General features: G+C 44.7%; 20 protein-coding genes. 18 read left to right on the top strand and 2 right to left on the bottom strand.

Features of this window, described 5'->3' with window-relative positions:
- Window positions 1-3 precede the first annotated feature (3 nt).
- Window positions 4-1,164 carry an exo-alpha-sialidase gene (locus BTO09_RS01805; RefSeq protein ID WP_157663400.1) on the top strand — a complete coding sequence of 387 codons (1,161 nt, stop codon included), beginning with the start codon at window positions 4-6 and terminating at the stop codon, window positions 1,162-1,164.
- Window positions 1,161-2,372, top strand: a complete 1,212-nt coding sequence (locus BTO09_RS01800) for a glycosyltransferase family 4 protein (protein WP_087523034.1) — start codon at window positions 1,161-1,163, stop codon at window positions 2,370-2,372. The genes BTO09_RS01805 and BTO09_RS01800 overlap by 4 nt, the downstream gene beginning before the upstream one ends.
- On the opposite strand, the gene BTO09_RS01795 is transcribed toward BTO09_RS01800, so the two are convergent.
- Entirely contained in the window at window positions 2,373-3,323 is a 951-nt protein-coding gene (locus BTO09_RS01795) for a tetratricopeptide repeat protein (protein WP_087523033.1), read from the bottom strand.
- 132 nt (window positions 3,324-3,455) lie between these two features.
- Here BTO09_RS01795 and BTO09_RS01790 point away from each other — a divergent pair, with 132 nt between their 5' ends.
- Entirely contained in the window at window positions 3,456-5,111 is a 1,656-nt protein-coding gene (locus tag BTO09_RS01790; RefSeq protein WP_087523032.1) for a serine hydrolase, read from the top strand.
- A 62-nt stretch (window positions 5,112-5,173) separates the two neighbouring features.
- Here the strand turns inward: BTO09_RS01790 and BTO09_RS01785 are convergent, their stop codons facing one another.
- Window positions 5,174-7,645, bottom strand: a complete 2,472-nt coding sequence (locus BTO09_RS01785; RefSeq protein WP_087525461.1) for a M14 metallopeptidase family protein — start codon at window positions 7,643-7,645, stop codon at window positions 5,174-5,176.
- 45 nt (window positions 7,646-7,690) lie between these two features.
- On the opposite strand from BTO09_RS01785, the gene bshC reads away from it, so the two are divergent.
- From bshC to BTO09_RS01710, 15 genes are all read left to right on the top strand, one after another.
- Window positions 7,691-9,385: a bacillithiol biosynthesis cysteine-adding enzyme BshC gene (gene bshC, locus BTO09_RS01780; protein WP_369826899.1), complete on the top strand. Its 1,695-nt coding sequence runs from the start codon at window positions 7,691-7,693 to the stop codon at window positions 9,383-9,385.
- Between the two features lie 70 nt (window positions 9,386-9,455).
- Entirely contained in the window at window positions 9,456-10,985 is a 1,530-nt protein-coding gene (guaA, locus tag BTO09_RS01775; protein ID WP_087523030.1) for a glutamine-hydrolyzing GMP synthase, read from the top strand.
- Window positions 10,985-12,913: a LysM peptidoglycan-binding domain-containing protein gene (locus BTO09_RS01770; protein WP_198356508.1), complete on the top strand. Its 1,929-nt coding sequence runs from the start codon at window positions 10,985-10,987 to the stop codon at window positions 12,911-12,913. The genes guaA and BTO09_RS01770 overlap by 1 nt, the downstream gene beginning before the upstream one ends.
- Window positions 12,910-13,317, top strand: a complete 408-nt coding sequence (locus BTO09_RS01765; protein ID WP_087523028.1) for an OsmC family protein — start codon at window positions 12,910-12,912, stop codon at window positions 13,315-13,317. The genes BTO09_RS01770 and BTO09_RS01765 overlap by 4 nt, the downstream gene beginning before the upstream one ends.
- A gap of 39 nt (window positions 13,318-13,356) precedes the next feature.
- Window positions 13,357-13,902 carry a DUF922 domain-containing protein gene (locus tag BTO09_RS01760; RefSeq protein ID WP_087523027.1) on the top strand — a complete coding sequence of 182 codons (546 nt, stop codon included), beginning with the start codon at window positions 13,357-13,359 and terminating at the stop codon, window positions 13,900-13,902.
- A complete protein-coding gene (locus tag BTO09_RS01755; RefSeq protein WP_087523026.1) occupies window positions 13,890-14,114 on the top strand; it encodes a DUF3820 family protein in 225 nt (74 codons plus the stop codon). The genes BTO09_RS01760 and BTO09_RS01755 overlap by 13 nt, the downstream gene beginning before the upstream one ends.
- 116 nt (window positions 14,115-14,230) lie before the next feature.
- A complete protein-coding gene (locus BTO09_RS01750; RefSeq protein ID WP_087523025.1) occupies window positions 14,231-15,865 on the top strand; it encodes a CTP synthase in 1,635 nt (544 codons plus the stop codon).
- Between the two features lie 80 nt (window positions 15,866-15,945).
- Window positions 15,946-17,823 (top strand): membrane protein insertase YidC, encoded by a 1,878-nt coding sequence (gene yidC, locus BTO09_RS01745; RefSeq protein ID WP_087523024.1) that lies wholly within the window; start codon window positions 15,946-15,948, stop codon window positions 17,821-17,823.
- Between the two features lie 45 nt (window positions 17,824-17,868).
- Window positions 17,869-18,561, top strand: coding sequence for a toxin-antitoxin system YwqK family antitoxin (locus tag BTO09_RS01740; RefSeq protein ID WP_087523023.1), 693 nt, complete (start codon window positions 17,869-17,871; stop codon window positions 18,559-18,561).
- A 42-nt stretch (window positions 18,562-18,603) separates the two neighbouring features.
- Window positions 18,604-19,779, top strand: coding sequence for a tRNA 2-thiouridine(34) synthase MnmA (mnmA, locus tag BTO09_RS01735; RefSeq protein WP_087523022.1), 1,176 nt, complete (start codon window positions 18,604-18,606; stop codon window positions 19,777-19,779).
- A gap of 61 nt (window positions 19,780-19,840) precedes the next feature.
- The gene (locus BTO09_RS01730) at window positions 19,841-20,785 is read left to right on the top strand and encodes a nitronate monooxygenase family protein (RefSeq protein ID WP_087523021.1); all 945 of its coding nucleotides are present in this window, start codon (window positions 19,841-19,843) and stop codon (window positions 20,783-20,785) included.
- The gene (locus BTO09_RS01725; protein ID WP_087523020.1) at window positions 20,785-21,519 is read left to right on the top strand and encodes a hypothetical protein; all 735 of its coding nucleotides are present in this window, start codon (window positions 20,785-20,787) and stop codon (window positions 21,517-21,519) included. The genes BTO09_RS01730 and BTO09_RS01725 overlap by 1 nt, the downstream gene beginning before the upstream one ends.
- Window positions 21,520-21,549: 30 nt before the next feature.
- Window positions 21,550-23,046 carry a hypothetical protein gene (locus BTO09_RS01720; protein WP_087523019.1) on the top strand — a complete coding sequence of 499 codons (1,497 nt, stop codon included), beginning with the start codon at window positions 21,550-21,552 and terminating at the stop codon, window positions 23,044-23,046.
- Window positions 23,047-23,238: 192 nt separating this feature from the next.
- The gene (locus BTO09_RS01715) at window positions 23,239-23,448 is read left to right on the top strand and encodes a DUF2892 domain-containing protein (protein WP_087523018.1); all 210 of its coding nucleotides are present in this window, start codon (window positions 23,239-23,241) and stop codon (window positions 23,446-23,448) included.
- Window positions 23,449-23,549: 101 nt separating this feature from the next.
- Window positions 23,550-26,117, top strand: a complete 2,568-nt coding sequence (locus BTO09_RS01710) for a phosphoenolpyruvate carboxylase (RefSeq protein ID WP_087523017.1) — start codon at window positions 23,550-23,552, stop codon at window positions 26,115-26,117.
- Window positions 26,118-26,121 lie beyond the last annotated feature (4 nt).

The following is a 26,121-nucleotide window of genomic DNA, read 5'->3' as shown; positions in this document are numbered from 1 at the left end:
TTTTTGGGTTTCTCCTGCCAGCAATCGGAGCAAGAATCCAATGAACCTTTTGAAATAGAGAATCCCAGTGCGGGCTATGCAGGCATGTCTCGTTTGTATGCCACAGACGAGCTACTCTACATGAGCTGGGTAGAACAAGTCGATACACTCGCTGTACTCAAGTATGCCACGTATGATGGCAATGCTTGGTCCGATAGTCAGACCATAAGCTCGGGTACCGATTGGTTTGTCAATTGGGCAGACTTTCCACAGATCGCAGCGAATAAAGGCAATATCTTTGTGCATTATCTACAAAAATCGGCGACAGATACCTACGCCTATGATATAAAGTATCAAGTATACAATACTGTAAACAAGCGTTGGACTCCTCCGCAGAAATTACATACAGACAGCACACAAAGCGAACACGGATTTGTAGATGTGATCGCTTATAAAGACGGCTTTATGGCGAGCTGGTTAGACGGTCGTACTACGGTGAATCGTCCTGATTCCCTGCGGCAAATGACCGTTAGGGCTGGGATCATTAATGCCGATGGGAGCCTGGGCAAGCAGTGGCAATTGGACGAGCGAGTATGTGATTGTTGCGCCACTTCTATTGCCAATACTACAGACGGACCTATGGTGGTCTACAGAGATCGTTCTGCCGATGAGGTCCGCGATATGTATGGAGTTCGTTTACAAGATACCACATGGACCACTCCCAAGGCCGTTTATAATGATAACTGGCAAATTGCCGGTTGTCCAGTCAATGGGCCTGCTATCGCTAGTAACGGACTTACTGCTGTTGGTTGGTTTACTATGGAAGATGACAAACCCATGGTCAAACTAGCCACAAAGGGAGCTGGATCTTGGTTCGATGAGATCGCTGTGTTAGAAGCTAGTAAGGCAATAGGACGCGTGGATGTAGCTGTAGACGCCAATGCCAACCGTTTTGCATTGTATTTGACCGACGAAGGCAGCACTGCCAATCTGAATCTTACGCAATTAAAAGCCTCCGGAGAAGAAGTCCGATATGTGCTGAGTAAAATGAGTCCGGAACGTGCTAGTGGGTTTCCACAACTCCGCTTGTTTAAAGGAGAGCTTTTTATTTCTTATACGGAGACCGATAGCATAGGCTCAGGTATCCGAACGCTGCGATTTCCTTACGATAGCTTCTCTCAATGATCGTTAAAAAAGTCTTGTTTATTGGTCACGGATTGCCTCAGCCACAGCATACAGGCGCCGGGGTATACATGATTCAATTATTAGACTTATTTGCCCAAGCGGGCTGTGAACTTTCTTTTTGCGCCGCAGCAGCTCCGCCTGAATCCGGAATACTTATAGATAAGAACATTCCGTACACGCAAATAGCATTGAATGCAGATTCCTTTAATGATTTTCTAAAGGGATTACAGCCAGATATTGTGGTTTTTGATCGTTTTATGACCGAGGAGCAATACAGTTGGCGTGTACAAGAGCATTGTCCAAATGCACTGCGGATATTAGACACGGAAGACTTACATTTTTTAAGGGATCACAGAAAAAGTACAGGCAAGTTGGAAGCTCCAAAGACCTTGACCGACACAGCCAAACGCGAATTGGCTGCTATTTTCAGGTCAGATCTAAGTTTGATCATCTCTGAGGCAGAAGTAGAACTGTTGACCCAGCAGTATCGAGTGTCAAAAGAGCTGCTATTTCATTTGCCTTTTTTGATAAGGGAGGTTCCCCAGGTGTCCTCCTTGCCGGGTCTTGAGGCCCGCAACGGTTTTTGTTTTGTCGGGACAGCCAAACACAAGCCCAATGTGCAGGCTATTGAAAATCTGGCCGCCTTATGGCCAAGTTTGCGTAAGCAACATCCGCAGGAAAGTATGCACATCTACGGTTCTTATTTTACAGAGTCGATTTTACAATTGCACAAGCCTCAACTCGGATTCTATGTACACGGTTTTGTAGAAGATTTAGATGCTGCACTCAGATCGCACAAACTTTTGCTTGCGCCTTTACAGTTTGGGGCGGGTCAAAAACGCAAAGTATTTGACGCCTGGCTAGCCGGATGTCCTGTGGTTACTACAGCGGTAGGTGCAGAAGGAATTGGAGGTACAAACGATTTTGGAGGGGAGATCGCTTCTGATGTGGCTGCGGACTTTATCGCATCCGTAGCAAAACTACTGGACCCTAAAGCCTGGCAAACTGCTCAAAATAAAGGAATAGAACTACTCGATACGCAATTCAATTGGAATACGAGTGCCAAAGGCTTTCAGGACACTATAGATAAGCGACTGCGCAACAGAGAAATTTACCGCCAAAACAATACGATAGGGCAAATGCTATGGCATCACAGTTTGCAAAGCAGTAAGTACCTCTCTAAATGGATAATGGCTAAAAATAGCTGATCACTGCATGCGCGCTAAGTCTGCCTCCGCAGCGATATAGCCAAAACTGGCCCAATCATCTCCGTCTAAGATATCCTCTAAGATCATCATGGCCTCTTCTTGCTGCTCATTGAGATAGCTCCATCTGGCCAAACCGTATTTTAAGGCCGTATTGCTGGAGTTGATCTCGGCCTGGGGATTGTAGAGTTCTTGCAGCGATTTAACCCCTTTGTAATAAAGACAGGCATCGCGGTAAGAGGCGTTTTCTATTACTTCGAGATCTTCTGATATAGGCTCTAAATAGGCAGCGATCTCAGCATCTCTACCCAAGGCCTTAAGTGACAAAACGATCCAATGTGTGGCAGAAATTAGCCCATCATTGTTTTGAGACAGTTCCAAACATTTGTTATAAGCAAATAGGGCTTGCTCGTAATTGCCTTTTAAATAATGTGCCAAGCCCAAATGATAATATATGTTTCCGTGTTTGGTGGTAAGTCGAATTCCTTGGGCATTGGGCATGCCGTCATCTTCTAAGGAGTTTTCTTGGTCCAAGATCGAGTTTACAGCGCGCTGCAGATCCGCGATGGCCCTGTCGAACTTGCGGATGGAAATATTGCGGTGCCCGCGGTGGCGCAGCAAACGGGAGTTATTAGGAAACTGCTTCAGTCCTTCAGAATAGATTTGGAGAGCACCTTTGTAATCGCCAGTATATGCGGTAAAACGCCCATACCAGATCAGTTTATCCAGGTCTGAGGAATCTTGCATATATGCCTGTTGTTTTTCTACAAACTGCGCTTGAAGTTTATCATTCACAGACGGGGCATATAAGGTATCTCCCAAAAGCGAAATGGCTTGGTAATAGTCGGTTTTGGGCTCGGTTTCTAGAATTTGGTCTGGGTTTTTGGTTTCATTCTTGCAATTACTCAGTAAGAATAGGGTGCAAAAGGCAAGTGCTAGCTGGATGGTTTTCATAGTCCTAAGATACTAAGTACTGCGGATTTGAATCTCATATCTCATTAATTTTAAATAACTTAAAAAAAGTTTGGGCGTGTTATGTAACTAGTAGTGTTGCTCTGACGTCAGATAAACATTAAAATACCAGACATGAAACAATTAAAAAGAACAATTAGAGCCAGTATAGTGCTTTTCGTGCTATTTGCTACTGGTTTATCGACTGCTCAAGATCTTAAAACCAATATAGATGCCATGTTGGCGGCAAAATATCCTGCAGATGCGCCCGGCATTACCGCCCTTGTAGCCAAAGACGGAAAAGTGATCTACAAGAACGCCTTTGGCCTTGCGAACTTGGAACTACAAGTGCCTATGAACCCAGAAAACGTCTTTGAGTTGGGTTCCATTACCAAGCAATTTACCGCAGTGGCTATTTTAATGCTGCAAGAACAAGGAAAGCTCAGTGTTCAGGACCCGATCACTAAATTCTTTCCGGACTACCCAACAGACGGAAACGAGATCACCGTTCATCATTTGCTCAATCATACCTCCGGGATTAAAAGCTATACTGGCATGCAGAGCTTTCAATATAATGCCCGCAAGGATATGACTCCAACAGAGATCATCGATTTCTTTAAAAACGAGCCTATGGACTTCAAAACAGGAGAACAGTGGCTCTATAACAATTCTGGCTATATCATTTTGGGAGCTATCATTGAACAGGTGGCCAATATGAGCTATGCCGATTACATAGAAAAGAACATCTTTAAGCCACTTGGTATGAAGCATTCCTATTACGGTAGCAAAACAACCTTGATACCCAACCGGGCTTGGGGCTATCAACCCACCGAAAGCGGATGGCGCAATGCAGATTATTTGAGTATGAGCCTTCCTTATGCAGCAGGGTCATTGATGAGTAATGTAGACGATATGCTGATCTGGCAAGAAGCCTTGAACGATGAAAAACTATTGCCAAAGGACAAATTGGCGGCTGCCTTTGTGAATACTAAGCTCAATAATGGGAAACCAACATACTACGGTTACGGCTGGCAAGTCAATGAGATCAATAACAGTCCAACGGTAGAACACGGGGGAGGTATCTTCGGATACAATACCTACGGAATTTATCTGCCTAAAGAAGATGTTTATGTGATCGCCTTGTGCAACTCCAACGGAAACTCACCTACCGAAGTAGCCATAAAGATGGCTGCTATGGCTATTGGTAAGCCTTATCCAGACGATGTTGCTGGAGTTTCATTGACCGATGAGCAGCTACAGGCATGGGTTGGCGCTTATAAATTTGACAATGACGTGGTCCGATTTATTACCAAAGAGAATGGCCAACTGTTCAGTCAGCGTGAAGGAAGTACCAAATTGCCGTTGGTGGCAGTTTCGCCGACAGAATTCTTTTTTAAAGGCAGCACTACCAAATACACTTTTCAGGTAGGCGAGGGGAGCAAGCAGGTCTTGTTTGAAGATCGCATCAACAAATCCATGGGTGTTGAAACCGAAATGGAGGCGCCGGTTGCTCCGACAGAGATTACTCTTCCGGTAAGCGTATTAAAGAATTACGAAGGAACTTACGAGCTGCGGCCCGGTTTTGAGATCCGCGTGTTTGTTGAGGGCGAAAATTTAATGGTTCAGGCTACAGGACAAAGTTCGGCACAGATATTTGCCAGTGCAGAGCACAAATTCTTTTTAAAAGTAGTTCCTGGGGAGCTCATTTTTGATGTAGATGACAATGGTAAGGTCACAGGACTCACCTTGAATCAAGGCGGACAATCTTTACCCGCAAAACGGATCGACTAGCGGTTCAGACCAAAAAAAAAGCCGAACATTTTGTTCGGCTTTCTTGTTTTTTTTCTGAGGTCTTATAGTCTAAAAACATTACTGTTCACCATGAAAATACCGTTGACCAAAAGTAGTTTTCCATTTTCCCAGAACGAACGGAACATCGGGTTGTCTACCATATAGACCACGCTTCCGCGACCCATGCGTTGCTCGCCAAACACCAAGGAGTTCTTTAATGAAGCTTTTGCATCTGCTCCTGAAAAGCCAGCTACACTTACAGCGTCTCCATCTATATAGCCAACATTGTAGCCATTGTCTAAATGTTTAAAGGAGCTGCTTCCTAATTTAAGGCTGTAGTAGGTATCACCAAAACCAAAGGCCATAGGGTGGGTATCGTCCATTTTGATCTTGTAGATAGCACCGGTGATGAAGTTCTTTAAACTCTCGCGCTCACGCTGGGCATAAGGTGTTAGGTTGCCAGCTTCATCGTCTCCGCTCTCGCTCTCGTTATTCTCTAAACCAAACCCTTCTTTCCCGCTAAAGGCATTTACGGCGCGTCCAACAGCAATGAGTTTTCCACCGCTGCGGATCCAACTTTTAAGATCGTCTAGAGTGTTTCCGTTGGTCACGCTGCCGTACCAGCCTTCTGGCATGATAAGCACATCAAAGTCTTGAAGCATAGACGGTCTAAAGTTGTCTGTGTTGATAGAAGTGATGGGGTAGTGTAATTGTTGCTCAAAGAAATGCCAGAGTGCACCATAACTCAGTGAAGAGGTTCCTTCTCCTTGAAGCATTGCCACACGCTGCGGATTGATCAGTTTAATATCCGGAGATCCAAAATCTGGGGTACGATCTGCAAATGATGTATTTGAAGCGTACAAATAGCGATCGTGCTTTTTTGCGGCATCTATCAAGTTTTGTGGGAAATCCGGATTGTTTCTATTATCGCTCTTGGTGATCACCAAACTTCCCCGTGCAAAGTTCTTGCCGTTGAGTTGCATTGGTTTTTCAGTAAAGCGAACGCGAACTCCCGCTTGCAATATACTTGATAAGAAACGAGCATCTTCCAAACTATTCCATTTGGCAATATATCCGGCAGCTGTTGTATTTACTGTTTCAAAATTCGTCCCGGGAGCACTGCCGTTTCCACTTACTTTAGTGGCGCTGGCAACACCGTCAAGTCCGTAGGCGTGTACCAGATTCCAAGCAGTGATATCATAAGTAAGCGGTTCTTCCAAGGCCGCATCCGGTTCAAACAGTACTTTTACCATTTTTCCTTTAGGCTGATCGGTATGAATAATGAGCGCTCCTTGGTTGCTCACGCTTCCTTTAGCTTGCGTTGAGTATTTGTAACCGCTAGATGAGCCACTGCTGCCAAACTGATATTTGATCTCATGTCTGTCCAATAGCTTTGTCAAGGCTTTGATATTGTCCGTATTCCCTGTCAACACAAAACTCTTGTAATTCAAATTAGAGGTGTTGAAGAACTTCTGAAACTCGTCGTTGAGCTTTGCGGCATTTTTAGATCCCATTTCTACTGTAGACAAACCTGTGGTAGTATGGTGTAATACGCGATCCACAAGCGTTAGCTCGTAGCCTTCGTCTGTATCTATTCCCAGGCCGGCACGTCCATGACCAGCCTGCTCGTAAGTCATACCAATGGCTCCCATAAAGGTAGGGTAGGTATCTCCATAGCTTGGATACAACAAATCGAAGCGCTCACGTGTAAAGAATAGCCAGCCTTCGCTGTCAAAGTATTTAGCGTGATTTCTTCCTATAGCCTCTTGGAAATCGTATTGCCAATCGCTAATGATCTCGTGATACGGAGCTGCGGCTGGAGCAAAGTAATAAGGCTCATTGATGCCTTGTTCGTGGAAATCCACATGAATATGCGGCATCCATTGGTTGTATAATTTTAAGCGCGATTGAGATTCTATCTGAGAAGCCCAGGCCCAATCTCTATTGAGGTCAAATAAGTAGTGGTTCGGACGCCCACCTGGCCATGGCTCGTTATGTTCAGTAGCTACTTGTGCACTATTATAAGGGGTAGCTTTAACCTGATTGTACCAATTGGCGTAACGATCACGACCATCCGGATTGATACAAGGGTCCATAATAACCACAGTGTTCTTAAGCCATTCTTGTTTTTCTGTGATCAGTTTGTACAGGGTTAACATAGAAGCTTCGGTACTAGAGGCTTCGTTGCCATGCACATTATAACTCAGCCAAACAATAGCTATCTCCGGATCGGCAGATCCGTTGGCCAACCCAATGCTTTTTAGGTTGTCTGTTCTAATCTGATCCAGTTTGGCTAGGTTCTCCGGAGTAGAGACCACTGCATAGGTAAGCGGTCTGCGCTCATAAGTTTTTCCGTAAGTATCGTAAACAACCATAGGGCTGTTGTCTGCTACGTGATTAAAATAGGCGACAACATCCGCATGTCTGCTAAATTGGGTTCCAATAGGATAGCCTAAAAATTCTTCAGGTGATTGCAACTGTGCCTGCCCAACAAGACCGACAAACAGTAAAATGACTAAGGTAAATTTTCGCATTGGTTGGTTGTTAAAATAGGCTTCTAAACTACGAAAAATGGGACAATGCAAGTACATCGGCCTACTAACATTAACGAATCTTTTAGAATCGGTATTGGCGAAGTTCGTATTTTTACCTTCCAATTGCAGCCAACCCATATGTCCGCAGCATACGTACCCTATTCCAAGACCGGTTTTTTCTCAAAGACCGTATGCGATTATTTGGCACAGGCAGAGAGCATTCGCCCGTTTTACAATCGTTTCCCTTCCTTGGATTCCTTGGGAGAGCAGATTGCAGAAAAAGAGCAGTCGCAGGCTTGCTCACCAGAATGGCGCAAAAAATTAGCGGCCAATCTGTTGGCAGCTTATGGCTCTGTCGATATCAGTGAAGCAACTCAGAATAACATAGAATTGCTCACGGCCTCCAATAGCTTTACCATCACTACAGGACATCAGCTTAATTTGTTTACCGGACCCTTATACTTTTTGTATAAGATCGTTTCTGTGATCAACTTTTGTAAGCAGGCCAAAGACGCATATCCGAAACACGAGTTCATTCCAGTTTATTGGATGGCCACAGAAGATCACGATTTCGATGAGATCAATTACTTTAATTTCAAAGGAAGCAAGATCGCTTGGAACCGTAAAGATGGAGGAGCTGTAGGTGAACTCAATACCAAGGGTTTGGAAGAGGTGGCAGAGGTTATCAGAGCAGCTACAGGCAAAAGTACACAAGCCGCCTATTTACAAGAGCTTTTTGAAACTGCCTACCTAAAACACACTGACTTAGCCGCGGCAACCCGCTATTTGGCCAATGCGCTTTTTGCCGAGCAGGGCCTTGTAATTGTAGACGGGAACAACAGCGAATTGAAAAAGGCCTTTGCTCCATATGCTAAAAGGGAGCTCTTATCGCAAACCGGACACGAAGTCATTACGGCTAGCACAGAAAAGTTGGTGCTTTCTGGTTATAAGCAGCAAGTGCATCCACGCGAGATCAACTTATTTTATTTAGATAAGGGTGTGCGGGAGCGCATAGTAGCTCAAGATGGCAAATTCTACATTAACGACACGGATCTCGTTTTTTCTGAGGAGGAGATCCTAAAGCTGTTAGATTCGAATCCGGAGAAGTTCTCTCCGAATGCACTACTAAGACCACTTTTTCAAGAAGCCATCTTACCGAATCTCTGTTATATTGGAGGTGGAGGTGAATTGGCCTATTGGTTTCAACTCAAAGCGTATTTCGAAACCGTGGGAGTTGTTTTTCCCATGCTGATGTTGCGAAATTCTGCCTTGCTCATAACCGAGAAGCAAATAGGCAAATGGGAGCGCTTAGACCTTGACATTGAAGACCTATTTAAGTCAGCCGATAATCTTGCTGCTCGTTTGGTGGAGATTCACAGTAGTTTACCGGTCAATTTCGATCCGCAGAAAGAACATCTAAAAAAACAGTTCGAGGATCTTTACCAACTGGCCAAACAAACGGATCCTTCTTTCTTAGGGGCGGTAGCAGCACAAGAGAAAAAACAGATCAACGGTCTTAAAAACCTCGAGAAGCGCTTGCGCAAAGCGGAGAAACGCAATCACAACGACCGTATTATTCGTGCACAGGAATTGCAAGCCGCCTTATTCCCGGCAGGAAGTCTACAAGAGCGCAATACCAATTTCTCGGACTTCTATTTAGAAGTAGGCGACGGCCTGATTCCGTTGCTTCTAAAAGAGCTGGATCCCTTTAAATCGGAATTTTCGGTAATTCGTCTGTAAGTGTTGATTAGTGGTTAATTTTTTTGACCGACTTTTTTAGCGAGTCGTCAAATTTCAACTACTTTTGCACATGCAAAACAACGTACTCATTCTCGATTTTGGTTCGCAGTACACCCAACTCATCGCTAGACGCGTTCGCGAACTCAATATTTACTGTGAAATTCACCCCTATCACAAGGTTCCAGAAAATCTAGACAACTTTAAAGCGGTTATCCTTTCAGGGAGTCCATTCTCTGTTCGTGCAGAAGATGCTCCGCATCCGGATCTGTCTAAGATAAAAGGCCACAAACCACTCTTGGGGGTTTGCTACGGCGCCCAGTACCTAGCGCATTTTCACGGAGGAAACGTAGCTCCTTCCAACACCAGAGAGTACGGAAGAGCTCGTTTGGCCGAGATCACACCCAATGAAACTTTGTTTGAGCATATAGAAGCAGGTTCGCAAGTGTGGATGAGTCACAGTGATACCATAGCAGAATTGCCAGAAGGAGCGCTGCGCCTCGCATCTACGCATGACGTTGCCAATGCAGCTTATAAAATACAAGGAGAGGCTACTTATGCCATCCAATTCCACCCAGAAGTTTATCACAGTACAGACGGAAAACAACTTTTAGAGAACTTTTTGATCCATATTGCAGGTATCACTCCAGATTGGACTCCGGCGCACTTTGTAGAAACTACCGTAGCCGAACTTAAAGAAAAACTAGGGGACGATAAAGTTGTGCTTGGTCTTTCCGGGGGAGTAGACTCTAGTGTTGCTGCGGTTTTATTACACAAAGCAATAGGAAAGAATCTCTATTGCATCTTCGTGAATAACGGATTGTTGCGAAAGAACGAGTTCGAGAACGTTCTAGAACAATACCAAGGCATGGGCTTGAATGTAAAAGGAGTAGACGCCTCGGCACGCTTTTTGGATGCCTTGAAAGGCGTAACAGATCCGGAAGCCAAACGCAAGGCTATTGGTCGTGTTTTCATTGAAGTTTTTGACGATGAAGCGCATCAGGTAGCCGGTGTGGACTGGCTTGGCCAAGGAACCATTTATCCAGACGTAATTGAAAGCGTTTCTGTGAATGGGCCTTCGGTTACCATCAAATCGCATCACAATGTGGGCGGTTTGCCGGATTTTATGAAATTAAAAGTCGTAGAACCCCTGCGTATGTTGTTTAAAGATGAGGTAAGACGCGTTGGGTCTCAATTGGAGATCAGCCCAGAGATTTTAGGGCGTCATCCGTTTCCGGGTCCCGGATTGGGGATTCGTATTCTGGGCGATATCACCTCAGAAAAAGTACGTATCTTACAAGAAGTGGATCACATTTTTATCGACGGTTTAAAAAAATGGGGTCTTTACGACAAAGTATGGCAGGCAGGAGCAATGCTGCTACCCATACAATCTGTTGGTGTGATGGGGGACGAACGCACCTATGAACAGGTAGTTGCACTTCGCGCTGTAGAATCTACAGACGGAATGACTGCCGATTGGGTGGATTTACCACATGACTTCCTGCAGGAAACTTCCAACAGCATAATAAATCGAGTGAAAGGCGTTAATAGAGTAGTGTACGATATCAGTTCTAAACCGCCAGCAACTATTGAATGGGAATAATGAAAGGAATTAAAATTGGGTTTTTGCTGTTCTTTGTAGCCCTCACTACTGCCGCTGCAGCACAGACCAGTTACAAAAGCCACAATGTAAAACAAGGGGAAACCGTTTTTAGTATCGCCAAGCAATACGGCGTTACCGAGGAGGCTATTTATCGCTTGAACCCCGATGCTCGTAAAGGCATTCAAGAGAATAATATCCTGATCATTCCTGCACAGGACGATCAGCAGAACTACAGCGAGCAAGTTGTCGATTTTAAAAGACATCGCGTAAAGCGCAAAGAGACCCTTTTTAGCATTGCGCAGAAATACGGGGTCACTGTAGACGACATTAAAAAGTACAACAAGCAACTCTACTCCGAACAGCTTCGCAAGGGCGATAAGATCATGATCCCTGTCCTTACCCGAACTGTGGTGGTCACTACAGATAACAATACCGGAAATACGGGAACAGAGCCAGATACAACTGTGGTCAAGGACACTACCAAGACCCATACCGTATTGCCCAAAGAAACCAAATACGGGATTGCCCGTAAATACGGAATTAGTATCTCCGAGTTGGAAGCAATGAACCCTGATATGGGCGATACGCTTCAGATGGGGGTAGTACTTAAAGTGCCAGATCAGGAAGTAGTTGCAGATGCTACCGTAGACGATTCCATTTACGATTTTTACGAAGTGCAACCCAAAGAAGGATTCTACCGTCTTAAGGTAAAGTTTGGTTTGACAGAAGAGGAGATCGTGGCCCTGAATCCTTATGCAAAAGATGGCCTAAAGGCCGGAATGATTTTAAAGCTGCCAAAAATGGGAGCCGCCGGAACCGAGGCTAGTGCCAATACGGTTGATCTGGAATACCAACTAAACAATTACGAAACCAAGAATTTGGTCGTGATGTTGCCCTTTGATCTCTCTAAGGTTTCTAGGGACTCTGTCAAGGCCAATGAAGAACTCTTGGTCAACAGCAGAACGCTCAATATTGCCTTAGACTTTTACAGTGGAGTTATGATGGCTGCGGATTTTGCCAAGGACAAAGGTCTATCTGTCAACTTGGAGGTTATGGATACCCAGGGCAAGGCATCTCGCGTGGCTCAACTGATAGCCCAAGGCAGCTTTGATGAGGTAGATGCTGTGATTGGACCGCTGTTCCAAAAGAACGCCACTAGTGCTAGTAATGCCTTGCGCAGAGAAGATGTTCCGGTCTTGTCTCCACTGAGTAATCAGCAGGCTAATGGTGGGCGCAACTTTTTCAATACGGTTCCGTCTAACGAGTTCCTGGAAGCACAAATGTTGGACTATCTAAAAGCCAATGCAGTTGGGAAGAATTTGATCATTATTGCAGATGCTAAAAAGTCCCGCGAGAAGAATTTGTTGCGCAATAATTTCCCGAATGCAAAGGTCTTGGATCCGCGCGACGAGCAGTTCCTCTATGTGGTCGATATTCAACAAAAGTTAGATCCTCTAGCAGAGAATTGGGTGATCTTAGCTTCGGACAACCCTGTGTTGGTTTCTAATGTGATCGGTTTGCTCAATGGCTTGCCGCCAGACAAAGGCGTACGCCTATTTACTTTGGACAAGTCCGATGCCTATGAGTTTGAAGATATTCAAAACACCAACTTGGCCCGTTTAAAATTCACATATCCGTCTGTGTATCGCAGCTTTGACTACGACAATCCGGATGCTTTTGTAACCAGCTATAAGAACAAGTACGGAGTTTACCCTAATCGCTTTGCGATCCGTGGCTTTGATGTTACCTACGATTGTCTTTTGCGTCTGGGGATAGCCGAAAGTCTTTATGAGGCCGTAGATCTGGATGGGGAAACCCAATACGTTGGTAATAAATTCTTTTACGTCCTCAGCGGAAGTGGCTACGCCAATAATGCAGGATACATCATGATGTACGGAGAGGACCTTAAACTGATCGTAGTAGAATGAGTACAGCCAAAGTGACCTATTTGGGAGGTCTGCGAACCCGAAATCAACACATAAAATCTGGCGGGGAATACTACACGGACGCTCCAACTGACAATCACGGTAAAGGAGAAGCTTTTTCTCCTACAGATACTGTAGCTACAGGGCTCGCCAATTGTATGCTTACCGTTATGGGGATCAAGGCTAATCAATTGGAGTTTAATATGGATGGGAGTTATGCGGAGGTGACCAAAGTGATGGCAAGCGATCCGCGAAGAATCTCTGAGATCCATGTTAGTTTACATTTGCCAGCTGCTTTGGACTCTAAAACTCGCACAATATTACAACGTACTGGCGAGACTTGCCCAGTGCACTACAGCTTACATCCGGATATTCACAAGGTCGTTAATTTTCACTGGGATCTATAAGCGCACTCAATAATGCGCCTGGCTTTGCGTTATTGAACTATGCGTAGATTGCTTCTTTATTTGTGTTGTATTGTTTTTTTAACGGCTGCGGATACGGCCGAAGAACGCATTGCCTGGAATAATTCTTATAAACTGACCTGGGCCGATTTTAAAGGTACCCCTAGAAGTGGGAATGTTTATGTGGCCAGTACCAGTTCCGGACTTTCTTTTTCCTACGGATTTAAAACCATAAATGGCCAACCCACCTCGGACTTTACCTACGAAGTAATCGCTTATTTCTATCCGCAGAATTCTTGGTATGATCCTTCTAGAGTCAGTCCAAGGGTCCTACAGCACGAACAGACCCATTTTGACATTACCGAGCTACATGCGCGCTTATTGCGCATGCGTATCGCTGAATTCAACTTTACAACTAATGTAAAAGAGGAGCTGGATGCGCTCTACGATCAAGTAGAGCGAGAGCGCCGAGCCATGCAATCGCAATACGATCTGGAATCTGATCATTCGGTTATACAAGATAGGGAGGCAGCCTGGGTTGCTCGTGTTCAAGAAATGCTAAAACAAACCGAAGCTTGGAGTCAGTAAATCCGCAGCGAGAACATCTAATTGAACTGGCAAACTACAAAATGCCCTTTGGGAAATACAAAGACCGTTATCTCATAGATCTGCCCGAGGCCTATTTGGTCTGGTTCAGACAGAAAGGATTTCCCGAAGGAAAATTAGGCCGTTATTTGCAAGAAGTTCACGAACTTAAAGTTAACGGCCTGGAGCCTTTGGTGCGGAAGTTTATTCGTTGAGTTACTAAATAGAAGCAGTCCGAATTCTGTGGAAAATATCTGTAATTATCCCTCGGGGTATCCCACATAAATTACTTACCTTTACATCCCGTAGAGTTGTTATACCCACCACAAGCATGGACACCACCAAATATATCTTCGTTACGGGCGGAGTATCTTCTTCATTAGGTAAAGGAATTATCGCAGCCTCACTGGCTAAGTTGTTACAGGCCAGAGGTTTTCGTGTGACCATTCAGAAATTGGATCCTTATATAAACGTTGACCCGGGAACGCTCAATCCTTATGAGCATGGCGAATGTTATGTAACCGATGATGGAGCAGAAACCGACCTCGATCTAGGGCATTATGAACGTTTTTTGAATGTGCCTACCTCTCAAGATAACAATGTAACTACCGGACGCATTTATCAGAGTGTGATCCAAAAGGAACGCAAAGGAGAATTTCTAGGAAAAACGGTACAGGTAATTCCACATATTACCAACGAGATCAAAGAGCGTGTTCAAATGCTGGGTAAATCTGGTGACTATGATATAGTCATCACAGAGATCGGGGGAACTGTGGGTGATATCGAATCTTTACCTTACATAGAATCCGTACGTCAGCTTAAATGGGACTTAGGGAAAGACAACACCTTGGTGGTACACTTGACCTTGATCCCTTATTTGTCGGCAGCAGGGGAGCTCAAAACCAAGCCAACACAACACTCGGTTAAGACCTTGATGGAAAGCGGTATTCAAGCCGATATCTTGGTTTGCCGCACCGAGCACGAACTCTCTGATGATCTAAAAAGCAAACTTGCCCTGTTCTGTAATGTGGAGACCGAAGCGGTAATTCAGTCCATCGATGCTTCTACCATTTACGACGTTCCAAACCTGATGTTAGAAGAAGGCTTGGACAGGGTCGCCTTGAAGAAATTAAAACTCAGTACCGATTCCACGCCAAATCTAACGGGCTGGAATGAGTTCCTCAGCAGACATAAAAACCCAAAGGATGTAGTGAACATCGGATTGATAGGTAAATATGTGGAACTGCAGGATTCCTATAAATCCATTTTAGAAAGCTTTATCCATGCCGGAGCGGCCAATGAGTTACAAGTAAACGTACACTCCATACACTCGGAACACATTACCGAGGAGAACGCTGCAGAACAGATCGAAAAACTCGATGGAGTTTTGGTAGCTCCCGGATTTGGAGAACGTGGTATAGAAGGAAAGATAGAAGCGGTTCGCTTGGCAAGAGAGCACGGAATTCCGTTTTTAGGGATCTGCTTAGGTATGCAGATGGCAGTAATTGAGTACGCCCGAAACATACTACAGCTAAAAGATGCCAATTCTACCGAAATGAATCCTGACACGCCGCATCCGGTGATCGACCTAATGGAAGCACAAAAGAACATCACCAATATGGGTGGAACCATGCGTTTAGGAGCTTGGAAATGTGAATTGATGCCGGGCAGTATTGCCTCCGAAGTATACGGAACCAAGATCATAGAAGAACGTCACAGACACCGTTACGAATATAACGACAACTACCGCGAAGCCCTTGAGAACGCTGGGCTTAAAGCTACAGGGTTGAATCCTGATACCGGTTTGGTGGAGATCGTGGAACTGCCAGATCATCCTTGGTATGTAGGTGTGCAATACCACCCCGAATACAAGAGTACCGTTGCCAACCCGCATCCTTTGTTTGTTGCCTTTGTGGCAGCAGCCTATCGTTATGCGACGGCCAAAAAAGATGTCAGTATGGCATAATTGCCCTTTACGGCTAAGTTATTGTTGTAAGCGAGCTGACCAAAAAACTAATTAAACATCCCACTTGAGGGAGTCACCATATGGAAGAAAAGAAGTTCGATTTAAATTCATTGATCGGTTTTATACTGATAGGGGTTATCATTCTGTACATGCTCTATCAGAATTCACCCACTCCGGAGGAGTTAGAAGAGCGCGCCAAGCAAGAACAAATTGACAAAGAGAATGAGCCGGAAGAGCAGGCAGGTCAAGCTACTTTAGACCTTTCTGAGACTTCGGATGCAATAGTGGCAAACCCGACAGATTCATTGGCTACTGCCGTTGCACAAAACGCCTTGGGAGCTTTTGCTTATTCGGCAGGTTTGTCATCTGCTACCGACAATGAAACCTTATTTGAGAACGATGTCTTGGAACTTAAGATCAGTAACCGCGGAGGTTATATTACCGAGGCGCGTCTAAAGGAGTTTGTGACCTACAAGGACGCTCCTGTTTATTTGATCAAAGACGGAAATGCTTCTTTAGATCTGGTTTTTAACCATCAGAACAGAACCCTGCATTCTAAGGAACTCTTTTTTGAGCCTTCTCTTTCTGCGGATGGGAATACCCTTTCTATGAAGCTGAAGATCTCTCCAACCCAATATTTGGAGTATCGATACACCTTGAAGCCAGGCGATTATATGATGGATTTCTCGGTGCGTACGCAAGGTCTTTCTGATGTTTTGGATACCTCTAATGATGCCGTCTTGCATTGGGAATTGGCAGGATACCGTCGCGCTAAAAGTGTCGCCTACGAAAACCGCTACACCGAGCTTATCTGGGAATACGAAGGAGGAAAAGACGATTACCTAGGCCAACAACAACGCACTACAGACGAATCTGTAGATGTTACTTATGTGGCCTTTAAACAACACTTCTTTAGTTCCATCTTGCTAACAGACAAGCCCTGGAAAACAGCGAGCTTTGTCAGTGAGAATCTGGTGGAAGACGAAGATATAGATACGCTCTACACCAAAAAGTTCAAAGCAGAATTGCCACTGGAGTACTCTGGAGGAGAATTGGCTTACGATATGGATTGGTACTACGGACCAACTGATTATAAGACCTTAAACGACTACAACCGCAATTTGGACGAGGTGGTGCCTTTGGGCTGGGGTATCTTCGGATGGATTAACCGCTATTTGTTCATTCCGCTCTTTGGATTCCTTTCGTCTTTCTTGCCGTATGGTATTTCGATCATTGTGATGACCATCTTAGTGCGTTTAGCGCTGAGTCCTGTGACCTACAAATCGTATTTGTCTCAGGCTAAAATGAAAGTTTTAAGGCCAGAGATCACCGAGATCAATGAAAAGCATAAAGACAATGCCATGAAGCGTCAACAAGAGACCATGGCCTTGTACCGCAAAGCAGGAGCAAGCCCAATGGCAGGATGTATTCCGGCCTTATTGCAGCTGCCAGTGTTTTATGCATTGTTTCAATTCTTCCCTTCGGCCTTTGCCTTGAGACAAAAGAGTTTCCTTTGGGCAGAAGACTTGTCAAGCTACGATACGGTATATGAATTGCCGTTCCACATTCCGCTTTACGGAGATCATATCAGTTTGTTCCCAATTCTTGCGTCTATAGCGATCTTTATCTATATGACCATGACAACTGGACAAACCATGCAACAGCAGCAGCCGGGTATGCCAAACATGAAATTCATCATGTATATCTCTCCGCTGTTCATGTTGGTGTTCTTTAACAATTACGCCAGTGGTCTTTCTTTGTATTACTTTATCTCTAACCTGATCACAATCGGAATCATGTTGGTGATCAAGAATTATATCATAGACGAAGACAAGATCCACGCAAAGATCCAGGAGAACAAGAAAAAGCCTAAGAAGCAAAATCGTTTTCAGCGTAAGATGGCAGAAATGATGGAGCAGGCTGAGGCGCAGCAACAGCAGCGCGGAAAGAAAAAATAGCATAACATATTGCACTATTTTGCGTTAGCACTAAAAAGCGAAATCATGCGATTAAAAGCAGTTTACTTTCTATTATTCTTTAGCCTTTCGGCAGTTGTTTCTGCTCAAGATGCAGTGAACCAATTCGATGCCGATGGCCAGCGTCACGGGATTTGGAAAAAATACTACCCCAACAGCAAACAACTGCGCTATCAAGGGGAGTTCAATCACGGTAAAGAAGTAGGTACATTTAAGTTTTACTGCGAAGCTTGTGGCGCGCAACCGGCCCTTGTAAAGGAATTCGAAGCTGGTTCAGATCGCGCTACATTGACCTATTATTCCCAAAACGGAAAACTGATCAGTACGGGTCAAATGGACGGTAAGCAAAAGACAGGAACTTGGCTTTACTACCACAAGGATGGTAAAACGGTCATGACCGAAGAGAATTACCTTAACGACCTTTTGGATGGTCCTATGACCACCTTTTATCCCAACGGAAATAAAACAGAGACCGTTGTTTACAAGCAAGGTAAAAAAGAAGGGGAGAGTCGTTATTACTCGCCCGCTGGTGTTGAGATCAAGTTCTTTACCTACGCTGATGACAAACTCAATGGCCCTGTTAAGTACTATGATGCCACGGGTAATCTTATCGTGAGTGGTTCGTATAAGAACGATGCAAAACACGGTTTGTGGCAGTACTTTGACAATGGTAAAGTGGTCAAGGAAGAACGTTTCCCGAAACCTAACGGGCAGCGTTAATCTGCTGATTTTTCGTATTTTTGCACCCCAGAATTTTTTAAAATGAAACGAGTAGTCGTTGGACTTAGTGGAGGAGTAGATTCCAGTGTGGCCGCCTATTTGCTTAAAGAGCAAGGCTATGAGGTCATAGGGATCTTTATGAAGAATTGGCACGACGACTCGGTGACCATTTCTAACGAGTGTCCTTGGTTAGAAGATTCTAACGACGCCATGCTGGTGGCCGACAAACTGGGCATTCCTTTTCAAACGGTCGATTTAAGCGAGCAGTACAAGGAGCGAATTGTGGACTATATGTTCCGCGAATACGAAATGGGACGAACTCCTAACCCAGATGTACTTTGTAATAGAGAGATTAAGTTCGATGTGTTCCTTAAGATCGCTATGGATCTAGGAGCGGATTATGTCGCTACAGGTCATTATTGTCGTAAGGGAACCCAGCTCATTGACGGCAAGGAGGTATATTCTTTACTTTCTGGCGCAGATCCAAACAAGGATCAATCTTACTTTTTGTGTCAGCTGTCGCAAGAACAGTTGGCCAAGACCTTATTTCCAGTAGGAGAGCTTCAAAAAGCTGAGGTGCGTAAAATTGCTGCGGAGCAGGACTTGATCACCGCAGAGAAGCGCGACTCTCAAGGCCTTTGCTTTATCGGAAAGGTGCGCTTGCCGGATTTCTTACAACAACAATTAGCCCCCAAAGAGGGACAAATTGTTGAAGTTCCTGCAGATCATCCAGCCTATGCAGCTACGGCTCTGCAAGACAATACTCTGGAGACCTTAGTTTCTAAATACGCCTATGCTCCAGCAGATGGGAAGGTTGTAGGTAACCATCAGGGAGCACATTATTTTACCAAAGGGCAGCGCAAAGGTTTGGCCGTTGGAGGGACTAAAGAGCCGCTCTTTGTTATAGATACAGACGTAGAAAAGAACATCATCTATACCGGGCAGGGTAAGGATCACCCAGGCTTGTTTCGCAAAGGTTTGTTCGTGCAACAACCCGAGGTGCATTGGGTACGAGAAGACCTGCGTTTAGAAGTAGACCAAACCCTAGAAGTTATGGCGCGTATCAGATACCGTCAACCTTTGCAAAAGGCAACTTTGCATCAAACGGCTGCAGGTATGTATGTCATTTTTGAGGAGCCGCAGTCTGCTATCACCGAAGGTCAGTTCGTGGCTTGGTACCAAGACGATGAACTGCTTGGTAGTGGTGTTATTTCCTAACTAAATCCGGCGTAAATCGGCCTAATTATTCGTACTTTTCTGAGGTCAAAAAAAACTGCAGATGAGTAAGGCGATCACTTCATTGTTCGGAATTCAATATCCAATAGTTCAAGGCGGTATGATCTGGAATAGCGGCTGGCGTTTGGCCAGTGCGGTCAGTAATGCCGGTGGTTTAGGACTTATCGGTGCCGGAAGCATGTATCCCGATGTACTGCGCGAACACATCCAGAAGTGTAAAAAAGCAACGAGCAAACCCTTTGGCGTGAACGTGCCAATGTTGTATCCGGATATCGAAGAGATTATAGCTATTATCATTCAAGAAAGAGTGCCGATAGTATTCACCTCCGCAGGAAACCCAAAGACCTATACACAGAAATTAAAGGATGAGGGTATTACCGTTGTGCATGTGGTGAGCAGTGTAAAATTTGCTTTGAAGGCACAAGAGGCCGGCGTCGACGCCGTTGTTGCAGAAGGCTTCGAGGCTGGAGGGCATAACGGCAGAGAAGAGACCACCACACTTACCCTTATCCCTATGGTCAAGGAACACTTGAAAGTTCCGCTTATAGCCGCCGGTGGTATCGCTACAGGAAAGGCTATGCTGGCCGCCATGGTCCTGGGTGCAGATGGGGTTCAGCTTGGCAGTCGTTTTGTCGCTTCGGAAGAATCTTCTGCCCACCAATTATTTAAAGAAGCTGTAGTTGCTGCCAAAGAAGGCGATACTGAACTTACCTTAAAGGAACTAGCTCCGGTTAGGCTCTTAAAGAACAAGTTCTATCAGGACGTAAAGGAGTTATATAAGACAGCTCCGACCGTTGAAGAGCTCAAAGCGCTATTGGGTAGGGCTAGAGCCAAACGCGGTATGTTCGAAGGCGATATGGTAGAAGGCGAATTAGAGATAGGGCAGATCGCCGGACTTATTCACGATATTAAACCTGCTGGTCAGATCGTAACTGAAATGATGACCGAGTATGAAGCCGCCAAGGCAGCTGTAAATCAGTTATTTTAATGGGAGCGGTTCATATACTCAACGGGGATGCACTTTTGGAACGCTTTCCAGATGCAATTTCAGGTGACTTATTAGTTTGTCGCGAATGCCTTATTGATGGGCCATTGCAAGGTCGCAACCCGGAGACTTTCTTTGCCAATCGCATGGCTTATTTAGATGCAGCCTATGAAGATCCTGGAGCTGATTTTTACTTGGAGGCCGTATTGCCACAGTTCGAACTCATGATGAACATTCCGGAGCAGTCTGAGGTCTATTTTTGGTTTGAGGCGGATCTGTTCTGTCAATACAATTTCTGGTTCTGTATTTCACTTATGGAGAGTAGCTCCAACTGCTCGTATTATTTGGTCTTACCTCCTGAGCCGCATCAGTATGGGTTTTCTGGGCTAAGCAATGCCGAGCTCCAAGAAGCTGTGGAAAATGCGGTGCCGCTGTCCGCCTTACTTATGGCTTCACTAGACGAACTCTGGAAGGCCACTCGGAAAGGAGATCGTAAAAAAGCACTCACCTTGGCAACCATGGTAAGTATAGCGGTGCCCAGCCTAAAACAGCTTCCGCAGCACTTAGAAGCCTATTATAAAGAAGATCATTTAAAACTACTGGCAAATTTGATAGCCGAAAACCCTGAAGGAGAATTTGGCCCAATTTTTAGGGCTTTCTGCCAGCAGGCGCCAGAATACGGTTTTGGAGATTTACTACTGCGCAGATATTTTGATGAATTATCTCGTAACTTGTAAGAAGTACGAAAAACGAACAAAAGTATTTTCATGTTTAGATTATTATTGACTGCCGTCGCCTTATTCTTCTCAGCCATGACGATTGGTCAGGAATTTCAAAATTTGGAGGCAAGAATGACCAAACCGTTTTACGACAAAGTGAAGTCTGACAGCATTACGGCTTTGAAATTTCACTCCAGTCAGAAAGCAGTTCTAATCCGGGCAGAAAAAAGTTATATCTCCTTGAATCTGTTCAATAGCGCAATGAGTCTTATCGATGAACAAAAAATTAAGAAGAGTCAGAAAGAAGTTTATTTAGGAGAATACATTCAGGACCACCGTATTATTGCCGTGACCCATTCTTTTGCTGGTCGTGGGTTCAGTACACTTTATGCCTATGTATATGATGTTAATTCAAAAAAACTAGAGCGTCGAGAACTGAGCAAAACACCGATCGACAAGCGCTTAGGACTATTTTCTACAAAGAAGAATTCAGAATTTGTCCTAGATAAAGACTCCGAGACTTTCAGTATAGTAACCACCTTTAAGCGCAAAGATCTTATACAGTACAGTTTTGAGACCTTTGATGCCGTTTCATTGGAACAGAAGTATGTGCAAGAATTGCAAAGACAAGATCTTAGAGCCTATGAAATTCTGGATGTGATACTTAACAAAGACGGGCAGCTAGAAGTCTTTGGGCAATTCATTCCAGAGTCGGTCCAAGCTAAATCCGCAGCGGATGCCTCTCATATTGCTACTTTAGACATAATCGATGCAAACGGCATCGCTACTAAAGAGACGGTCATTGAAAAAGCGCTACCGAAAGGAGTAAAACCCATTATTACAGAGAGTCATATTTTTATAAATGATTTTATCGAAGGTGATGCGGGTAATGGTGTAAACCAAATAGAGACTTTGATTTTTGATCGGGAAAATTTTACGCTCGATGAGCGCTTGGTCTATGAGTTTGATGATGCTGTCTACCAAGCCTTTTTTGGTAAGCAGCGCGGGGAACGAAAAAAGAAGAAACGCAAGGGTTTGGGAGAGTTTAGAATCAATTACGTAATTCCCTCAAACAACAATGGATATTTTGTCTTGGCAGAATTGAAAGAAATAATTGTGATTATGACTGGTGGAGGATTAAACGGTATGGGTGGCACTAGCACACGAATTGTTTATTCTGACCTTCTGGTGTTTCATTTAGACAATGAGGGTAAGGTTGTATGGGCCGATCATGTTGAAAAAGACACCACAGGAGTTTTTGCTGCCTATAATGCCTTTATGAGCGATGGACGCTTAAACATTATGCTCAACGGCGGAAAGAATTACGACACCAACCGCAATGGAGATCGAAACTTGAATAGAGGTCTTTTTGAGGGCTCTGCCCTATATCGAGTAGCTTATGATACCAATGGCTCGCAGCAAATTCAAAAAATTCAAGACAATAGTCAAGACTATTTTTTACCCCGCTTCGGTTCCTTTGTGAATGACAAGTTCATAATGATCAGTGATTCTAAATCCCGAAGACGATTTCTCATTTTAGAGTGATAGTCTATTTAGAATGTGCTGTAAATACTTCCCGATTGTGACCAAAGTCACATTTTAGATTCTTGATTTTCACTACTTTTCTTCTATGAATAAAAAGTGGGTCAAATTGTTAATGGTTTGTGCCATTTGCTTGGGTGTGATATACCTCTTGGCTTTACTTATTCAATTTTTCAACAACTAAAAACTGTGATCATGAAAAAAAACATGGGAACTTTAGATCGTGTGCTACGGCTAGTATTGGCTGTAGTTGCCGTTGCTTTGTATTACTTTGAAGTGGTAAGCGGCACCTTGGGAATCGTATTAATGATCTTGGCTGCAGTATTCGTACTGACCAGCTTTGTGGCTTTTTGCCCTTTGTACTTGCCTTTCGGACTGAATACTTGCAAGGTCAAAGAATCTTAACGCTAGCGAAAACGTTAGCGTAAATAGTTTTGTGTTTGTGCCTCGGTCGATCGCCGATCTATCCTTCAAATTCCGTAAATTTAAGTGATAATTGAGGGCTTATGCAACAGACCAAAATGGAGCGGTTTGACAATTATGTCAGATCGCGTTACAACGTTTACAACAGTATTTTTACAACACTCCCGTTTGATTTGATCACCAACACGGGAGTATTGCTACCGCTATTTACCAAAATTTGCGAGCAGGGTTACAACAAAAAAGAGAACCCTACACAGATCGTCAATACCTTCTTTGAGAAATACGGTGAAGATCTCAACGACAAGCAGCGCTTGGATCTGTTGTTTCGCTTTATTCAATACATTGAGCGGCAAGTGGTGCTTTTTGACGCCATAGAAGATGCCGCTTTTCCAATAATCTACAACTTAGAAGGACGCGGAACGCTCAGAGGAGTAAAAGAAGAAGCCCAAGAGACCTACGCCACGGAAGCACTGCGCGAATACATGAAAGGCTTTCAGGTGCGCACTGTGCTCACTGCCCACCCAACACAGTTCTACCCGGGGCAGGTGCTGGGTATCATTACAGATCTGGCAAAGGCCATAGAGAACAATGCCTTGACAGACATTCAAAAGCTCTTGGGGCAGCTGGGTAAAACTCCTTTTTTCAAAAAAGAGAAGCCCACTCCCTATGAAGAGGCTGTTCGCCTTATCTGGTATTTAGAGAATGTCTTTTACACTTCGGTATCCAATATCTACAAATACATCAATACACACATCTTTGAGGGAGAAACCTTAGATAACCCTATTGTGAGCGTTGGTTTTTGGCCAGGAGGTGATAGAGACGGAAACCCTTTTGTGACCACCCAGACCACCTTAGATGTAGCGCAGCGTTTGCGTACTACCTTGTTCCGGAATTATTACCGAGACATGCGGGCACTGAGACGCCGATTGACCTTTAAAGGCATCGATGAGCGAACAGCTGTCTTGCAACAAGAACTCTACGATCATATTTTTCTCAACCACGATGAGGTTCGCTTAACGCCGGCCTACTTGCTTAAAGAACTGGGAGAAATACGTCAAACTTTAATTGAACAGCATCAAAGTCTCTTTTTGGATCAGTTGGATTCATTTATAGGAAAGGTTAAGCTCTTCGGATGTCATTTTGCGAGCTTGGATATCCGTCAGGACTCACGGGTGCACTCTCGGGTGGTAGAAGCCATAGCCTCTGAGACCAAGGGCGTTTTACCCGAAAATTACGCCAGCCTTACTGACGAGGAGAAGATTTCGGCCTTAGTGCAGATCCAGGCCAGTATAGATCCGCAGCAATTGCAAGATGAAATGGCGCAGAAGACCCTTGGGGCAATCTACGCTATGAAGACCATACAAAAGGCTAATGGTGAAGTGGGGTGTAGTCGATACATCATTTCCAACAACGGTTCGGTCTTAAATGTAATGGAGGCTTTTGCCATGTTGTTTATGTGTGACTGGCCAACCCCAACGGTCGACGTGGTTCCACTTTTTGAGACCATAGACGATCTGGCCATGGCCGATGAAGTTATGGCCACGCTTTATCAACATCCAGACTACTTGGCGCATCTTAAACGCAGAGGTATGAAACAGACCGTTATGCTTGGTTTTAGCGATGGTACCAAGGACGGTGGGTATTTAATGGCCAATTGGTCCATTTACCGTGCAAAAGAGAATATCACTCGTGTTTCTAGACAACACGGGATCAGCGTATCCTTTTTTGACGGACGTGGAGGTCCGCCGGCACGAGGTGGTGGTAAAACCCATCAGTTCTACGCTTCTTTGGGGCCGAATATTGAGCACAATGTGGTGGAATTAACCATACAAGGGCAAACCATTAGTTCCAATTTTGGAACCCCAGAGAGTTGTCAGTACAACCTAGAACAATTGCTGAGTTCCGGTATCAGCGGCGAGGTATTTGCTGCGGATAAGAATTTGTTCTCCGAAGCCGATAGGGCTACCATGGAGCAATTGGGCCAACGCAGTTATGCAGCCTATCAGGAATTTAAGAACCACGACTGCTTTTTACCCTACTTGGAGCGCATGAGTACGCTGAAGTATTATGCAAAGACGAATATAGGGAGCCGCCCTTCTAAGCGCGGCGGTAAGAGTGAATTGGTCTTTAGTGATCTGCGTGCAATTCCATTTGTAGGTAGCTGGAGTCAATTAAAGCAGAATGTGCCCGGGTTCTACGGACTTGGAACTGCGCTGCAAGCTATGAAAGCGGCAGGACAGTGGGAGGATGCCGTTGCCCTTTACAAGAATTCGGTCTTCTTTAAGACCTTAGTGGAAAATGCGATGATGAGCATGTCCAAGTCTTTCTTTCCGTTAACTGCTTACATGCAAGACGATCCGGAATTCGGAGCGTTTTGGAATATGATCTTCGAGGAGTTTGAGCGCACTCGTGACCTGCTCTTGGAGCTTACCGGTAGTAAACAACTGATGGAAGACGCGCCGGTTATGCGCGCCTCCATTCAGATGAGAGAACAAATTGTATTACCCCTGTTGACCATTCAACAGTTCGCATTACGTGAAATTCAAAAACTCAGAGCCGCTGGTGCCAAAGAGGCAGATCTGGCCGTATTCGAGAAAATGGTGACCCGTTCTCTCTTTGGGAATATCAACGCAGCCAGAAATTCGGCCTAGAGCG

Source organism: Gilvibacter sp. SZ-19 (assembly GCF_002163875.1).
Classification (GTDB): domain Bacteria; phylum Bacteroidota; class Bacteroidia; order Flavobacteriales; family Flavobacteriaceae; genus Gilvibacter.
This window is presented reverse-complemented; position numbering and strand designations above follow the sequence as displayed.